This is a genomic window from Aquimarina sp. AU474 (assembly GCF_900312815.1).
In the GTDB taxonomy this organism is placed as follows: Bacteria; Bacteroidota; Bacteroidia; order Flavobacteriales; family Flavobacteriaceae; genus Aquimarina.
Genome location: NZ_OMPE01000006.1, coordinates 260037 through 275811 on the forward strand (window position 1 = coordinate 260037; position 15775 = coordinate 275811).

Sequence of the window (15775 nt, forward strand, 5' to 3'; positions counted from 1 at the left end):
GAAACATGGAATATTTAGAATTATTTTTAAAATCGATCTTTATAGATAATATGGTATTCGCATTCTTTTTAGGAATGTGTTCATACCTTGCTGTATCCAAAAAGGTATCAACTGCTGTTGGTCTTGGAGCAGCGGTTATATTCGTTTTGGCAATCACAGTACCATTAAACTTCTTACTTGATAAGTATATCTTAAGAGAAGGAGCTTTGGTGTGGTTAGGGCCTGAGTATGCAGATTATGACTTGAGTTTCTTAACGTTTATTTTGTTTATTGCTACGATAGCAACTATGGTGCAATTGGTTGAGATTATTGTTGAGAAATTTTCACCATCATTATATAACTCATTAGGTATTTTCTTACCATTGATAGCTGTAAACTGTGCAATCTTAGGTGGTTCATTGTTTATGCAACAAAAAGAATTTGCTACGATTACTCATGCAGGTGTGTATGGTATCGGTTCAGGAATCGGATGGTTCTTAGCGATTCTGGCAATTGCTGCTATTAGAGAAAAAATAAGATACTCTAATGTACCAGCTCCATTAAGAGGATTAGGAATAACATTTATTCTTACAGGATTAATGGCGATTGGTTTTATGAGTTTTGGAGGTATGTTGACAGGTGGTGATGAAGAAGAGAAAAAAGAATCTAAAGCGGTTCAAGTTGAAAAAGAAGAGACTACAAAAGAAGTAGCCGAAAATACTAACGTTACAATACTTAAATAACATGATATTTTTAGCATCAACACTGGGAACAATTGTTATAACCATTATTTCGTTTTTGGTTTTAACCTTAGTTTTAGTAGGGATTTTATTATTTGCAAAAGATAAATTATTACCATCAGGACCGGTTAAGATTACTATAAACGGTGAAAAAGAGATAGAGGTGGCCTCAGGAGGAACATTACTATCTACTTTAGGTAATGAAAAGATATTTTTACCATCGGCATGCGGTGGTGGTGGAACCTGTATTCAATGTGAGTGCCATGTACTTGAAGGAGGAGGAGAAGCATTACCAACAGAAACACCTCATTTTTCTCGTAAAGAGTTACAACATGGGGCAAGATTAGCTTGCCAGGTAAAGGTAAAACAAGATATGAATATCGAGGTTCCTGAAGAAGTATTCGGAATCAAGAAATGGGAAGCAGAAGTAGTACGTAACTATAATGTAGCTTCTTTCATTAAAGAATTTGTGGTACGTATTCCTGAAGATATGGGATATAAAGCAGGAGGATATATCCAAATCGAAATCCCACAATGTGAGATTAAATATGAGGATATAGATATTACTGCTCATCCCGAAGAACATGAAACTCCTGATAAATTTCAGGCAGAATGGGATAAGTTTGGTTTATGGCCTTTAGTAATGAAGAATAACGATACTGTAGAAAGAGCATATTCTATGGCTTCTTACCCTGCAGAAGGAAGAGAGATCATGCTTAATGTGCGTATTGCTACTCCGCCATGGGACAGAGCAAAAAATGGATGGATGGATGTTAACCCTGGAGTTGCATCATCGTATATTTTTGCTCAAAAACCGGGAGATAAAGTAGTAATTTCTGGACCTTATGGTGAGTTCTTTATTAATGAATCTGAAGCTGAAATGTTATATGTAGGTGGAGGAGCTGGTATGGCACCAATGCGTTCACACTTATACCACTTATTCAAAACATTGCAAACTGGTAGAAAGGTAACATACTGGTATGGTGGTCGATCTAAAAGAGAATTATTTTACTTAGATCATTTTTATGATTTAGAAAAAAACTTCCCTAATTTCAAGTTTTATTTGGCACTATCTGAGCCATTAGAAGAAGATAACTGGAAAGTGAAAGAAAATATTGATGCCGATGGAGATGGTTTTGTTGGATTTATACATAATTGTGTAATCGATAATTACCTTAATCATCACGAATCTCCAGAAGATATAGAATTATATTTCTGTGGTCCTCCATTAATGAACAAAGCTGTTCAGAAAATGGGAGAGGATTTCGGAATTCCTGATGAGAACATTAGATTTGATGACTTTGGTGGATAGACATAAAGGTCTTTCAAGGATATAATAAAAACCGATACAAATTAATTTGTATCGGTTTTTATATTTTTGAATATAAATTAATCATATGAAAAAGTATGTTTTTTTCTCTGCTGTAATTGTAATATTAGTAATTCTACTAAGAAACACAATTATTAATCATAAGGTTGTGCAACCTGTAAAAGGGGTGTTTTCTATGGGTAAAAGTGCCCCCGATTATATTAATAAAAAAGGAGATTCAATTTCGACCAGAGTAATTGTACCAGACGGTTATAAAAGAGTATCCTATGAAAAGGGATCTTTTCAGGAATACCTTCGTCATTATCAATTAAAACCTTACGGGAGTAATATTATTAACTATGATGGCAGTACTTATTTTGCGCAGGATTGGCATGAAGCTATTTTAGAAGTTCCTGTACCATCAAATGGATTACAACAATGCGCAGATGCTTTGATGAGGATGCGATCAGAATATTTGTGGGATCAAAATAGAAAGAATGAAATAGGATTTAACTTCACTTCAGGACATTATTGTTCGTGGGCAAAATATGCCCAAGGATATCGACCAAAAATTAGAGGTAATAAAGTAACCTTTCACAAAACGGCTTCGACAAATACTTCTACATCTAATTTTTATAAATATCTTAATTTAATTTATACTTATGCTGGTACTTTATCGATGTATACAGAGCTTGAAAAAATAAAGGTAAAAGATATAAAAATAGGGGATATGCTCATTAAACCAGGTTCTCCTGGACATATAGAAATTATAGTTGATGAAATTATAAATGATCAAGGAGAGAAAATGTATCTTTTGGCACAAGGAAATACTCCTGCTCAAAACGTATGTTTACTCAAGAATTTTGAGAATACTTCGACTTCTCCTTGGTATACATTTGATGAGAATACATCTGTAGATACTCCAAGTTATTACTTTGACAAAGCTAGATTTATACGGTTTAAATAATTTAACGTAGTAGATTTAAATTCTTCAATTTGATTGTATCTTTGCACCGCTATGACTAGGATACTTAATCAACAAGAACTACATAACCTTGCAATGAATATTGTTGGGGAAGAATTAGAGAAAAAAGGATTCGAATTTATTGCCATCAATAGCAAATTGGGGAAACATCCACAATTTGTTTGTGTTGATAAATCAAATCAACGCTATTTTGTATTGGTTAAAGCGATTTCGCATCCTGATAATCCCCATAACTATGATGTAATCTGGATGGAAGCTTTTAAAAAACATGCAATAGAACAAGAAGCTAAGGTGTTTTATGCTGGAGTTGGTTTACAAAATGCCGAAAATCCGAATAAACCTGTATTTCTAAACGAAGAGTATATATTAGAATATGCCGGATTACAGCTTATAGAAACGAATCTAAACTAATGCAGATGATCAAGAATATAGTAGTTTTAGCAATATTTACATTGTTGCTTTCTTGTAATGAAACATCAAAAACACACCTCAATTATGCAACTGGTAATGCTTTTGGAACCACATTTACAGTTCAGTTTATTGATAATAAAGAAGTAGATTTTTCAAAATCATATGATAGTTTGATCAATGTAATTAATGCCTCTATGTCGACGTATATCAAGGACTCTGATATATCAAGAATAAATAAGGGGGATACATCGGTAACGATAGATCAACATTTTAAAAATGTATTCGCTGCGTCAAAGAGAATTCACAGAGAGACTGAAGGGGCTTTTGATCCAACTATTGGTGTTTTGGTAAATGCATGGGATTTTGGGCCAAAGGGAAAAGTTGTGGCTTTAGATAGTCTTAAAATAGATAGTTTGCTAGTAGCTGTAGGATTAGATAAAGTGAAATTAAACAGCGGTAAAATTATAAAAGTACACACCAATACATTTATAGATTTTAATGCATTGGCCAAAGGTTATGCTGTGGATGTATTTGCAGAGTTTTTAGAACACAAAGGGTATGACAATTATTTGGTTGAAATAGGAGGCGAAATACGAGGTAAAGGGAGTAATTTGTTAAAGCAAAAACCATGGAGGATAGGAGTAGAAGATCCCAATTTTGATGATACGCAATCTTATAGCAAAGTTGTAATATTGAAAAATCAAGCAATGGCAACTTCAGGGAGCTACCGTAAATTTAAACTAGATGAGAACGGAAATCGCTATGCCCATATTATTGACACCAAAACTGGATATCCTCATAAATCTAATTTATTAAGCGTGTCTATTCTTGCCAATACTTGTATGGATGCTGATGCATACGCGACAGCTTTAATGTCTATGGGCTTAGAAAGATCTAAACGATTTTTAGAAACTCATCCTGGATTAAAAGCTTTTTTTATTTATGAAAATGAAAATAAGGAGTTACGAACCCTTGCTGTTAATGGATTTCCAGAGGGTTAATACATATTTTTTCTCATTTAAATATAAACTGTATCGAATAAGACTATATTTTCTTTATGATATATAATTATCAAAAACGTATACCTTCTTTTTTCTTAAAATGTGAAGCGGTGATAGTCTCACCTGCAATGGCTGTAGTATCCCAATCTTGAGTGATTTTCCATTGGCCATCAATTTTTTGTAATACGATATGAAATTGACCATAACTATATTCAGTTTTTCCGTCTAAGGTAAATCCAATACGATAAAACCCTACTTCGTAGGATGTAGTCTCATTTGTTTTTCTGTCATCAAACCAAAAATCTAAACTAATGGCATTCCCCTTTTCTTTCATACCCATAAAACGTTTTATATTTCCTTTCTTAAAAACATTTTTGGTGTCAATTTTTTCTGGAGTAACCCGTAATACATTAGCGGCATACGTATTGTTTAAGGCCTCTGCATCCAAAGTCTCAAACGCTGTTTGAAAAGGTTTCCATACAGTTTGATCTATTTCTTTCTGTATGGTATCAATACTGGTTTGTGCGTTCGTTTGCATTATGACCAATGCAAAAAAGAGATACATATATTTCATATACTTTGATTTAAAATGTACTTAGTGCTTTCTACACACTGGTAAAATTTCTCCTTGTGCTAATCTATATAAATCTACTTCTCTAGAAGAAAGTATAGTTGTATAATCAATTTCATCAACCGCAAAACCAATAGTTCTAAGTTTATCAAAATAATCCCTACCATATACTCTCACATGATCGTATTGCCCAAATATCTTGGCTCTTTCTTTAGGATCAGTAATACTATCATCTTCAAAAGTAATGGCTCTATTAAGATCTTGGGGAATCTGTAAAATGGCCATTCCACCAGGTTTTAAAACTCGGTACATCTCTTGCATTGCCTTAGTGTCATCAGGTATATGTTCTAATACATGATTACAAAAAATAATATCGTATTGATTATCCTTAAAAGGAAGATTACAAATATCTGCTTTTATATCGGCTAGTGGCGAATTAAGATCTGTTGTAGTGTAATCAAGATGAGATAATTTCCTAAACCTTTTGTAAAAAGCTTGCTCGGGAGCAAAGTGCAATACTTTTGCCGGAGCAGTAAAAAAATTAGTTTCACTTTTTAAATATACCCATAGCAATCGATGGCGCTCTAAGGATAGCGTAGAAGGGGAGAGTACATTATCTCTTTGCGTACCATATCCATAAGGCAAAAATTTAGAAAAACTTTTACCATCAATAGGATCTGTATATGTATTTCCTCTTAAAAAAAGAGCAATAATGGGTCTAGCCAGATAACTTAAACGAATAAGTAATGGCCTCGGGATCGTATTTAATATAAGTTTAAAGAGTTTTTTCATCCTGAAAAGCTGTAAAAGCTTCAATTTTTACATAGGAAGTACTGTCTAAACGGTTAGTACTTCTTGTCTAAAAGCATCTTCTTCATCAGATTCAATGCCTAAAGCTTGGTAAATATATTTAAAGGTAGAAAGGATTTCTGGTTTGCCATCCACAATCGCTACATCATGTTCAAAATGTGCGCTGGGTTTTCCATCGGCAGTAAGAATAGTCCAACCGTCACGCAATTGCTTAATACGATGTGTGCCCATATTTGTCATAGGCTCTATAGCGACTACCATTCCTTCAATAAATTTTTTACCTCTTCCGCGACGGCCATAATTTGGCATTTCGGGATCTTCGTGCATTTTACGCCCCAGACCATGACCCACTAATTCTCGAACTACGCCATAACCTGCATCCTCAGTAAATTTTTGAATGGCATATCCAACATCTCCTACTCGGTTTCCAACTTTCAGTTCGGCAATACCTACGTATAAAGATTCTTTAGTAATACGAAGTAACCGCTGAGCATCTTCAGATACTTCTCCAACAGGAAATGTATAGGCATGATCTCCATAAAAATCATTTTTAATGGCTCCACAATCGATAGATATAATGTCACCTTCTTTAAGAGGGGTGTTGTTAGGAATCCCGTGTACTACTTGTGCATTGGGGCTCATGCATAGTGTATTCGGGAAATCGTATAATCCTAAAAAACCAGGAATTGCACCATGATCTCTGATAAATTCTTCGGCAAGTTTATCCAAATGTAAAGTAGTCACCCCTGGTTTAACCTCTTTGGCTAACATACCTAGTGTTTTGGATACAACTAATGCACTTTCACGCATTAATTCAATTTCTTCTCTTGTTTTAGTAATAATCATAAGCTTGTGAACAATTCCGTATTAAAAGAAGGCAAATTTACGAAGAATATTAAGATACATCTAATAGATGCATCTTAATCCTTATAAGAACATCTATATGATATCTTTTTTGGACTCTTTCACATATTTCTACGTACATGAAATTATGCATTAAACACTTTATAATAAATAGGTCTTTTGCTATTGATCGAGTAAAGAATGTTGTGTCATAGCCTCTGGCTGATTTACCCCGATAAGCTGCAAGATCGTAGGAGCAATATCACCTAACACACCATCTTTTATTTCTATTTGATCCTTATCAATTAATATAATAGGAACCGGATTAGTCGTATGTGCCGTATGTGGAGAGCCATCTGGGTTAATCATGGTTTCACAATTACCATGATCAGCAATAAGAATAGTAGTATATCCATGCTCAAGTCCAGTTGTTACTACATCCTTTACACATTCATCAACGGCTTCGCAAGCTTTAATAGCGGCGTCCATAACTCCTGTATGGCCTACCATATCCCCATTAGCAAAATTTAAACACACAAAATCTACTGCTCCCTTTTGTAATTCAGGTACTAGAGCATCTCTTAATTCAAAAGCGCTCATCTCTGGTTTAAGGTCGTATGTTGCTACTTTAGGTGAGTTTCTTAAAATTCTTGATTCACCATCAAAAGGTTCTTCTTGTCCTCCTGAAAAGAAAAAAGTAACATGCGGATATTTCTCTGTTTCGGCAATTCGAATTTGTGTTTTACCAGCTTCAGATAACACTTGTCCTAAAGTTTCGGTAATATTTTCTTTATCATAAACAACATGAATATCTTTGAAGGTATCATCATAGTTAGTCATAGTAACATAATACAGTGGGAGTTTATGTGTATTGTATTCGTGCATATCGTTTTGAGATAACATTTCGGTTAATTCTCTCCCCCTGTCTGTTCTGAAATTGAAAAAAATTATAACATCATCTTCTTGTATGGTAGCTACGGCAGTATTATTTTCCTCAAGTACAATTGGTTTGATAAACTCGTCAGTAATATCATTGTCATAACTAGTCTGAATACTTTCTGCGGCATTACTACTAGATGTTCCAACACCATTAACCAAAAGATCATAAGCTAATTTTACACGTTCCCATCTTTTATCTCTATCCATGGCATAGTAGCGACCAATAATAGAAGCTATTTTACCTGTGGTTTTACTCATGTGTTTTTGAATATCCAGGATATGCCCTTTTCCAGATTTTGGATCTACATCACGACCATCGGTAAAAGCATGTAAAAACACATTGTCTAATTCATAAGCATGTGCAGCATCTAATAAACCTTTAATATGGTTAATATGTGAGTGTACACCACCGTCGCTTACCAGGCCGAGTAAATGGATATTTTTATTATTTTCTTTGGCATATTTGAAAGCTTCGGTAAGTGCTAATTCATCTTTTAGCGTATTTTTTTCGACAGCCAGATTAATTTTAGCCAAATCTTGATATACAATCCTACCTGCACCTAAATTCATATGCCCAACTTCACTATTTCCCATTTGTCCATCGGGTAAGCCTACATGAAGACCATCAGTACGTAAAGAGGCATTGGGATAAGTATTATATAAATTATCGATAAATGAGGTTTTTGCATGATCAATCGCAGATACTTTAGGGTCTGGCGATGTTCCCCATCCATCAAGTATCATTAAAATAACTTTTTTATTCATGTGGCGTTTAATTTAATTCCTGGTTGGTTTTTTTTTGGTTAAAAGCTTTAAAAATGGACAAGAGACAAAGTTACAACTTCACTGGCAAGTACACAAAAACCACAAGTTATTCATTAGTGATTTAAACCTTTTCTTAAGATTATCCAATAGCCCTTTTTTGTGAAACTATTAACGGATTTGTATACAGAAGGTTAAAAGTAGGTTATTCTTAAAATTACTAGCTTTTTTATGTAGATAATGTAATTCATTTGCCAAAGTAAAAAATTAGTGAAAGAGAGAAATTAACGATATGTTAGAAAGAGTAATGCGATTTTGGGTAATGGGTTTCAAATTGTTGAAAATGAGTTAATTATTAAGTTTAACGATACTGGTATTATGTTGACCAAAGGTTAATATTATGTTATTTACGTTTTTATATGTAACAAATGACCTAGATGGAAGGTCTTATTAATTATAAATCAATTTTTAACTTAAATTCATTCATCATGAAAAAAACATTTTTATTTACCTTAATGGTAGTATTTATCTCTTCAATGAGTTTTGCTACAGAAGCTAATATTGCAAATGACACCAACGAGTTTGAAACCGTAGTACCACAAACGAGCCCATTTTGTATGGCAATTGTAAAAGGTGATACTGATACAGTAAAGAAACTGATCGAACTTGGAACTGATGTTAATCAAAAATCGAATGGGATGACCCCATTAATGTATGCAGCGCGCTATAACAAAGTAGACATTATCAAACTACTTGTAGAAAAGGGAGCAAAAATTAAGGCTAGAAATGATAAGGGATATACTGCATTGAAGTTTGCTAAACTATCAAATGCAAAAGAAGCAGTTGCTATTCTTGAGGAAATGTCCTAAGTAATAACAATTGAAATAAAAAATCCGGTATGCAGCTAATCACCTGTATACCGGATTTTTTTATGCTTTATTTTCTATACTCTCGTATGGCTTCTCTTATTTTTTCTATCCTATTTTCAGGATCGGGATGTGTGCTTTGAAATTCGGGAGTACGATTTGGTCCAGCAGCGGCTTTTAATATTTTCATGACACCAATCATTTCCTCAGGATTATATCCAGAATTAATCATAAACAAAATACCGAGTTTGTCACTCTCTAGTTCATCATCTCTACCATTACCCAGAAGTACATTTTGTCCGATACCGTTTACCAAACCTCCCATGTCTGCACCAACAGATGCGCCTGTAGAAATAGTTTTCCAGAAATCATGCTCGGCAATACGTTCCGCAGAATGTCGTCCTAATACATGGCCAATTTCATGACCTAAAACACCTGCCACCTGATCCTCATTCTCTAATTTGGATAATAAAGCATAGGTGATAAATACCTGCCCACCGGGTAGAGCAAAGGCATTAATCGTATTAGGATCTGCAAGTAAATGAAATTCATATCTATAAGGTGTTTGCTTGGCCATACTAGAATTTACCAATTTGTTGCCCACCATATCGATATAGCTCTGTAACTTTTGATCCGGGTATAATCCTCCATGCTGTTCGGCCATTGCAGGAGCACTCTGAAGGCCAATTGCAATTTCCTGATCACTAGTCATATTAATATTTTGTACTCTATCAGTATATGGGTTTAGAGTTTTATTATTACATTTTTTAATAAATGCAAAAGCAACAATTACCAAACCAATAAGTATCCTGATTTTAAGGCCACCACGTCTCATTAGAAATGTATTTTAATTAAAACTTAAAGTTAATAAATATAAAAGTTGCTTACTAATAAAATGTAAAAACACTTCTTAGTAAGCAACTACTAGAGGTTGTGTTCTATTTATAGAACGTGAATAGTGCTAACCTAGCAGAGTTGAGTTTGCATAGTTTAGCGATAAAAAAGTTGTGTGTAATAATAATTTCCATTCTCATCTTTAAGAGCAGCTATACCAGTATAGGTATAATTACCTTCAATATTGTTTCTATGCCCTTGGCTATTAATCCAACCTTCTACAACACTGGCAGCATCTGGATAAAAACTAGCAACATTCTCGGCAGAGCCCGAGGCATTTTCTTGATCTCTTAAAACATCTCCTCTCGAAGAAAAATTATCATGACTAATTTCTGCTTGAGAAATCATGTATTGTGTGTGTTCAACAGCAAGTCGTTCTGCAGTTGCATTTTTTTCTAATGGAGATAAACCTTCACCTTGTCGGTGCGCATTTATCAAATTTAATATTTGATCTGTTATAGTTAAATCGTTTTCTGAAGCAACGGGATCTTCGTCTTCAGAACATGAAAAGGCGCTTAATAGTACTACGAAAGCGCAGAAGTAGGTAATAAAATTAGTTTTCATTAGTATGGGGTCTTTAAATAAATAACTAAAATAGTATAATTTTAGTATATAAATTATAATAATTGAGGGTTAATGTCAGATATATTTTCTTTAATGTATTGATGAATAAAGTCTTCACTAAAGAAATCACTCCCTAATAATTTTGCTTTTTTTAGTTCTGTAGAGATGTCTAGTTTGCGATACTCTTTAAGCATTGGGATAGAAAGTGGTGCATATGAGTAGTGCCAAGGCTCATATTTAAATCCTTTTCTATCGATTTTATCTGTGTACACTAAATAAAATCCAAAAGAATTGGCATGTTTGTCCATCCATTCTTTGAATTTACAAAAAGGACCTTCACCTTCAAAATTTTTGGCTAATAGTAAACCTTTAGGTTGATGGGCGTTTCCATCTACAATATCAAGATCTGTTCCCCAATGGTGCCTTGATGTACCTGGGATTGTAGAGTATTCAATAATTTTTTTTATTGCCTGGATCGGAGATAAACCTTCGGTCGTAAATTTTTTGTATTTACGTTCCCAAATCCTGTTCTGATGCGCATAATTTCTATAACTAGAAACTACTTTAATTTTGAAACCATTTTTTGCAGCAGCAAGTTTCATTTTTATAAAAGCTTCATGAGCCTCTTTTCTAAGATGGTAACCCTCGCCAAAAAGCGAAGGGTTACTTTTTCCCATAAGGTCATCTTTGGATATTTCTTTTTGAAATACAGTGAATGAAGACAATGATAATCCAAGTATAGTTAGTGAATTTAACTTTATAAAATCTCGTCTTATCATAAAACCCTGTTACTGCGTTATAAAATAGTTTGGTACGAAAATTATTCCTGAATCCCGTCTACAATGCCATACTCCAATGATTCTTGAGCATCCATCCAGTAATCACGATTAAAATCTTTTAGGACTTTTTCTACATCTTGACCACAATTATCACCAAGAATTTGCGCACTTAATTCTTTTGTTTTAAGAATTTCGGCAGCTTGAATTTCTATATTAGAAGCTTGACCTCTAGCACCACCACTTGGTTGATGAATCATTACCTTGGCATTTGGCTGGATGAATCTTCGTCCCTTTTCACCAACGCTCAAAAGAATTGATCCCATTGATGCCGCTAGGCCTGTACAAATTGTAGAAACTGGACTTTTCAAACTTTTGATAGTATCATACATAGCAAATCCCGAAGTAACATACCCACCTGGACTGTTGATATATAGTTTAATTTCATCATTACTAATCATATCCAAATACATTAACCTGTCGATTACATGCTTGGCTGATTTGTCATCTACTTGCCCCCATAAAAAAACACTTCGTTCTTCTAAAAACTTTCTATCTATTATATCTTGGATTTTTCCTGATTTTTCTTTCATTCTAAAGGTTTTATTTTTTTAAGAATTTTTTACATCTTTGAGATAAAAGTATAATTATTTTTGCAGAAAAGCATCATATGGATTTGGCATTTCACAAAATTTTAAAGCAAGACTTTCTCGAGGTTCTACCTTTGATTCAAAAATTGATGAATAATCAGTTTTCTGATCAGATCTTAATCGAACGTTTTGGAGAAATGTTTGATCAAAATTATGAATGCTGGGGGGTATATCTAGGAGAAGAACGAATTGGGATTTTTGGACTATGGTTTATGACTAGACATTATGCAGGTCGTTCGTGCGAGCCAGATCATGTGTATATTGACGATGGTTATCGTGGTAAAGGAATAGGGAAGAAGGTATTTGCATGGATTTATGAATATACCAAAAGCAAAGGATGCGTGATGTCTGAGTTAAATAGTTACGTAGTCAATTATCCATCTCATAAGTTCTATTTAAATGAAGGGTATGAGATATGGGGACATCACTTTGTGAAAAGATTATAGTTAATCTAATTTTTTTACAGTTATGTTAGTGCCATCTGCTACTGTGTTGGCTGTACCACTAGTTGTTCCGGTTCTATTAGCGCCTAATAGTAATTCATCTCCATTACTTAAAGATATTATAAGGTTTTTAGAAGCGCTATAATCATCCCCATTGTTATCTAAGGTAACATATGTTGACGATCCGTCGATTTCTACCAGATTTAAAAAGATAATTGTTTCTACAGTACTGTTATTATTATTTCCTGCATTAGACGCAAACGTAACAGAATATCCTATTTCATAAATCCCATCTTCAGGTATTGTTACTCTATCATTATTTAAGACAAATCCGCTTTGATTTGTTCTTTGTGTATCTAAATTTAAGATATTATAGGTGCCAAAACCTTCATTGGCAGCTGTTCCACCGGCATTGTCATAAGCTTCAAACACTCTAACATTGGGTGCGTTGTAAAAAGCTCCCCCATCGGTGCCTGTTGTAATATCATTATTGGCATCAGCACTTACAATCACACTACTACCAGAATCACTATTGTTATTTATTTGTTGCCAGTTCGTACCATCACTTTTTATCCATAACATAGATTCGTTGGTAATGGTAGATTGATTTGAATTGGTAAGATCAACATAGGTGCTAATTGTTCTATTTACATTAGTTCTATTTTTAATAACATACATTCTACCTTCACACGTATTGGCGGCGGGTAGAGTTATGTTATGAGTACCAGTAATCACTATGGTATGGTGATCTTCAGTTAAAGTCAGATTTCCTGTTGTATTAAGTATAGAAGTAGAAAAAGACCCTTCGAGTTGCAAAGTAGAATTTGCAATTGCAAAGCCAGCAGATGAATCATCATAATCAGCATCTACAGGAACCTCTTGTGGATTAAGATTTATACCAAACCGGGTAGTTGCATCTGCAGTGTTGTTACTTCCTTGAACCCTAAAAAACTCTCTATTAAATTGCCCTCGTCTAAAATCATATCGTTTAAATATAATGGGTTCTGCACCATCGTCGCCAATAATAAACTCTAACCTTCCATCATTTGCTGGCCCAGCAGAACCTATTTCAAACAAATCTGAACCTCCTGTACTTCCTTTTAATCTAAAGCTTCCATTTGTGGTTGTAAAAAAAAGAGGTTTATAAAACCCGGCTCCAGAAGCAGCAAATTGTAAGGCCGAAACGTTTCCGTCTCCATTAACGAAGACTAGAGGCTGATCATCATCGGTATAATCAGGAAATCCTTGAGTTAACCCCAGAGTTTGTCTACGTCCAAATCGCAAGAGGGGTAAATTGTTAGAGCGTATCTCCATAGCAACATCATCAATATGTCCCAAAAAAGAAGTAGTGGGTAAACCTGTATTACCATCTACTAACCAGTTATCATTGCTAGTGGAGACCCAATTGGTACCATCATAAACAAATATCTTACCTTCTTCAAGATTATATAAAATAGATCCTGTAGATGCAGCAGTAACAGCGTTCATTTCTATATTAGTAGCTGCGGTAGGTAATCCCATAACCGAAAACTCGTCGATTTGAGAAAAAATAGATTGTGTAATAAGTAGTAGGAGTAATAGTTTTTTCATTATAATGATTTTTGTCATACTAAAACACAAATACCATTGAAAAACTATTATTATTCTAGGATAAAGTAGTTTTAGTAATTTATAATATTATTCCACTTATAGCTCGATAAAGTGTCATTAATTCCAAATATAAGATTTATTAAAGTTAAATGAAATTACCTATTAATATAAAGATATCCGGCTTGATCTTTTCGACCTTCGATTTTAAATACGTAGTAATAAGTTCCGACAGGTAATTCTTCACCTTTCGCGATAGTAGCTCTACCTTCAGAAACTCCTGCCCACGAATTATCATATCCTTTTTTATTATATACTTCAACACCCCATCTATTAAAAATAGATAGTTCATTATTCGGAAATTGAGCGATACCTTGTATAATGAAAGTATCATTAAGACCATCTCCATTTGGAGATACAGCAGTAAATATCTCTAGATCACCATCCAATAGAATATCTGAAGTACCAAATGTTATTACAATATAATTGTCTGGTATCATAAGTTCTGATATAATTTGACCATTGTTTAAATCTCCTGATACAGAAGTGTTTCCAAGATTTACCCATTGTTCTAAATTTCTATCCCACCCAACAACTCTAAGATTCGTAAGATCGTTAACTAATGTTGGGATATTACTATTGTCATCCCAAGTAAGCGTTACTCTAGTTTCTACATCTCCGTCCAAATCCCAAAATTCAAAAGTGCTTATTCCAAATAGTAAATCACCAAAATTATTTGTATTAAAACTACCAGGAAAAAAATTAGGAGAATTTGGATCTTCAAAGTAATATGCGCCATTAGCTGTATTAACAGCTGCTTGACTTTGGATGCTCATTGGTCTTAATCTAAAATCATCTCCTACAGGAAAAGTAAAATCCAATAACCCTGTCATAGATGCATAACCATCTACATATCGATCATCGTTTTCTCCTAAATATGGAGCGTCATCTATATAATCTAAAGAAACATTTTTTCTATCTCTTGGAGTTTGTACTCTACCATTAACAAATTCTTGAAAATTACTAACCCCCATACTTACTTCAAGGAAAAGATCATTAGCAACGTCAATCTCTACATCATGAAAAACTGGTCGGTTATCTCCAGAAACAGTTAGACTTTCAGTGTCACTATAAAAACCAGTGAAGCCTACGTTTTGGTCAAAAGATCCATCATTAATTACATCTACATGAAAACCGATGGCTCCTTGGTTATGGATTTGTACATCTCCGAAATTATGAAACGCTTCTTGAGCGAAGGGAGTAAATGATGATAGAAAACAGGTTGTTAAGAATATTATTTTTTTCATGGTATTTGGGGGTAAATGCGTTTACTGTAAAACCGTACTTTTAATGAGGCTAAATTACACTAAAAAACTGTAACCAACCAATTGTTGACGATAAAAAGCGTGTTTTTTTCGACGAAATGCACTTTTCTTCCGATAAATGATTTTTTAATGAAGTGCATACATACAGTTGAATTACTAGTATGTCGATAAATTATTTAATCCTTTCGGTACAAGGAAAAAATAATATCTGATATACAAATTTACCTTTACAATAGTCTGTTTTTCGAAAATTTTAAATAGGGAAAGTTTTTCATATTTTGACGATATTTAATTTACTTTAATTTTTAAGGGGGTAATAT

Annotated in this window: 17 protein-coding genes; 7 read left to right on the plus strand and 10 right to left on the minus strand. The window is 33.9% G+C overall.

Translation table 11 applies throughout. The annotated features are described in order from the left end of the window. Positions 1-5: 5 nt before the first annotated feature. The 5 genes from nqrE (at position 6) to DK508_RS05895 (ending at position 4425) form a co-directional block, all read left to right on the plus strand. The gene (gene nqrE, locus DK508_RS05875) at positions 6-722 is read left to right on the plus strand and encodes an NADH:ubiquinone reductase (Na(+)-transporting) subunit E (RefSeq protein WP_109299813.1); all 717 of its coding nucleotides are present in this window, start codon (positions 6-8) and stop codon (positions 720-722) included. A 1-nt stretch (position 723) separates the two neighbouring features. Continuing rightward, the gene (nqrF, locus tag DK508_RS05880) at positions 724-2031 is read left to right on the plus strand and encodes an NADH:ubiquinone reductase (Na(+)-transporting) subunit F (protein WP_109299814.1); all 1308 of its coding nucleotides are present in this window, start codon (positions 724-726) and stop codon (positions 2029-2031) included. Positions 2032-2116: 85 nt separating this feature from the next. After that, positions 2117-2995 (plus strand): DUF4846 domain-containing protein, encoded by an 879-nt coding sequence (locus DK508_RS05885; RefSeq protein ID WP_109299815.1) that lies wholly within the window; start codon positions 2117-2119, stop codon positions 2993-2995. A gap of 51 nt (positions 2996-3046) precedes the next feature. Further along, a complete protein-coding gene (locus DK508_RS05890) occupies positions 3047-3424 on the plus strand; it encodes a Na(+)-translocating NADH-quinone reductase subunit F (RefSeq protein ID WP_109299816.1) in 378 nt (125 codons plus the stop codon). A 5-nt stretch (positions 3425-3429) separates the two neighbouring features. Next, on the plus strand, positions 3430-4425 hold the full coding sequence (locus tag DK508_RS05895) for an FAD:protein FMN transferase (protein WP_109299967.1): 996 nt from the start codon (positions 3430-3432) through the stop codon (positions 4423-4425). Between the two features lie 70 nt (positions 4426-4495). On the opposite strand, the gene DK508_RS05900 is transcribed toward DK508_RS05895, so the two are convergent. The 4 genes from DK508_RS05900 to gpmI all read right to left on the minus strand — a co-directional run bounded on the left by DK508_RS05900 (position 4496) and on the right by gpmI (position 8353). Next, the gene (locus DK508_RS05900) at positions 4496-4999 is read right to left on the minus strand and encodes a nuclear transport factor 2 family protein (RefSeq protein WP_109299817.1); all 504 of its coding nucleotides are present in this window, start codon (positions 4997-4999) and stop codon (positions 4496-4498) included. Positions 5000-5020: 21 nt separating this feature from the next. Then, a complete protein-coding gene (locus DK508_RS05905; protein WP_109299818.1) occupies positions 5021-5788 on the minus strand; it encodes a class I SAM-dependent methyltransferase in 768 nt (255 codons plus the stop codon). Between the two features lie 45 nt (positions 5789-5833). After that, positions 5834-6652, minus strand: coding sequence for a type I methionyl aminopeptidase (gene map, locus DK508_RS05910; protein WP_109299819.1), 819 nt, complete (start codon positions 6650-6652; stop codon positions 5834-5836). A 180-nt stretch (positions 6653-6832) separates the two neighbouring features. Then, a complete protein-coding gene (gpmI, locus tag DK508_RS05915; protein WP_109299820.1) occupies positions 6833-8353 on the minus strand; it encodes a 2,3-bisphosphoglycerate-independent phosphoglycerate mutase in 1521 nt (506 codons plus the stop codon). A gap of 485 nt (positions 8354-8838) precedes the next feature. On the opposite strand from gpmI, the gene DK508_RS05920 reads away from it, so the two are divergent. After that, on the plus strand, positions 8839-9219 hold the full coding sequence (locus DK508_RS05920; protein ID WP_109299968.1) for an ankyrin repeat domain-containing protein: 381 nt from the start codon (positions 8839-8841) through the stop codon (positions 9217-9219). A gap of 67 nt (positions 9220-9286) precedes the next feature. On the opposite strand, the gene DK508_RS05925 is transcribed toward DK508_RS05920, so the two are convergent. The 4 genes from DK508_RS05925 to DK508_RS05940 all read right to left on the minus strand — a co-directional run bounded on the left by DK508_RS05925 (position 9287) and on the right by DK508_RS05940 (position 12043). Beyond that, positions 9287-10051, minus strand: coding sequence for a M48 family metalloprotease (locus tag DK508_RS05925; protein ID WP_109299821.1), 765 nt, complete (start codon positions 10049-10051; stop codon positions 9287-9289). Positions 10052-10206: 155 nt separating this feature from the next. Continuing rightward, the gene (locus DK508_RS05930; RefSeq protein WP_109299822.1) at positions 10207-10674 is read right to left on the minus strand and encodes a CAP domain-containing protein; all 468 of its coding nucleotides are present in this window, start codon (positions 10672-10674) and stop codon (positions 10207-10209) included. A gap of 53 nt (positions 10675-10727) precedes the next feature. Next, the gene (locus DK508_RS05935; RefSeq protein ID WP_109299823.1) at positions 10728-11453 is read right to left on the minus strand and encodes a M15 family metallopeptidase; all 726 of its coding nucleotides are present in this window, start codon (positions 11451-11453) and stop codon (positions 10728-10730) included. 41 nt (positions 11454-11494) lie between these two features. After that, positions 11495-12043 carry a ClpP family protease gene (locus DK508_RS05940; protein ID WP_109299824.1) on the minus strand — a complete coding sequence of 183 codons (549 nt, stop codon included), beginning with the start codon at positions 12041-12043 and terminating at the stop codon, positions 11495-11497. Between the two features lie 146 nt (positions 12044-12189). Between DK508_RS05940 and DK508_RS05945 the strand changes: the two genes are divergently transcribed. Continuing rightward, positions 12190-12546, plus strand: coding sequence for a GNAT family N-acetyltransferase (locus tag DK508_RS05945; RefSeq protein WP_370443816.1), 357 nt, complete (start codon positions 12190-12192; stop codon positions 12544-12546). Here the strand turns inward: DK508_RS05945 and DK508_RS05950 are convergent, their stop codons facing one another. Then, positions 12547-14133, minus strand: a complete 1587-nt coding sequence (locus DK508_RS05950; RefSeq protein WP_109299826.1) for a hypothetical protein — start codon at positions 14131-14133, stop codon at positions 12547-12549. It abuts the gene before it with no gap. Positions 14134-14288: 155 nt separating this feature from the next. Continuing rightward, complete coding sequence (locus DK508_RS05955) at positions 14289-15437, minus strand: gliding motility-associated C-terminal domain-containing protein (protein ID WP_109299827.1); 1149 nt, start codon at positions 15435-15437, stop codon at positions 14289-14291. Positions 15438-15775 lie beyond the last annotated feature (338 nt).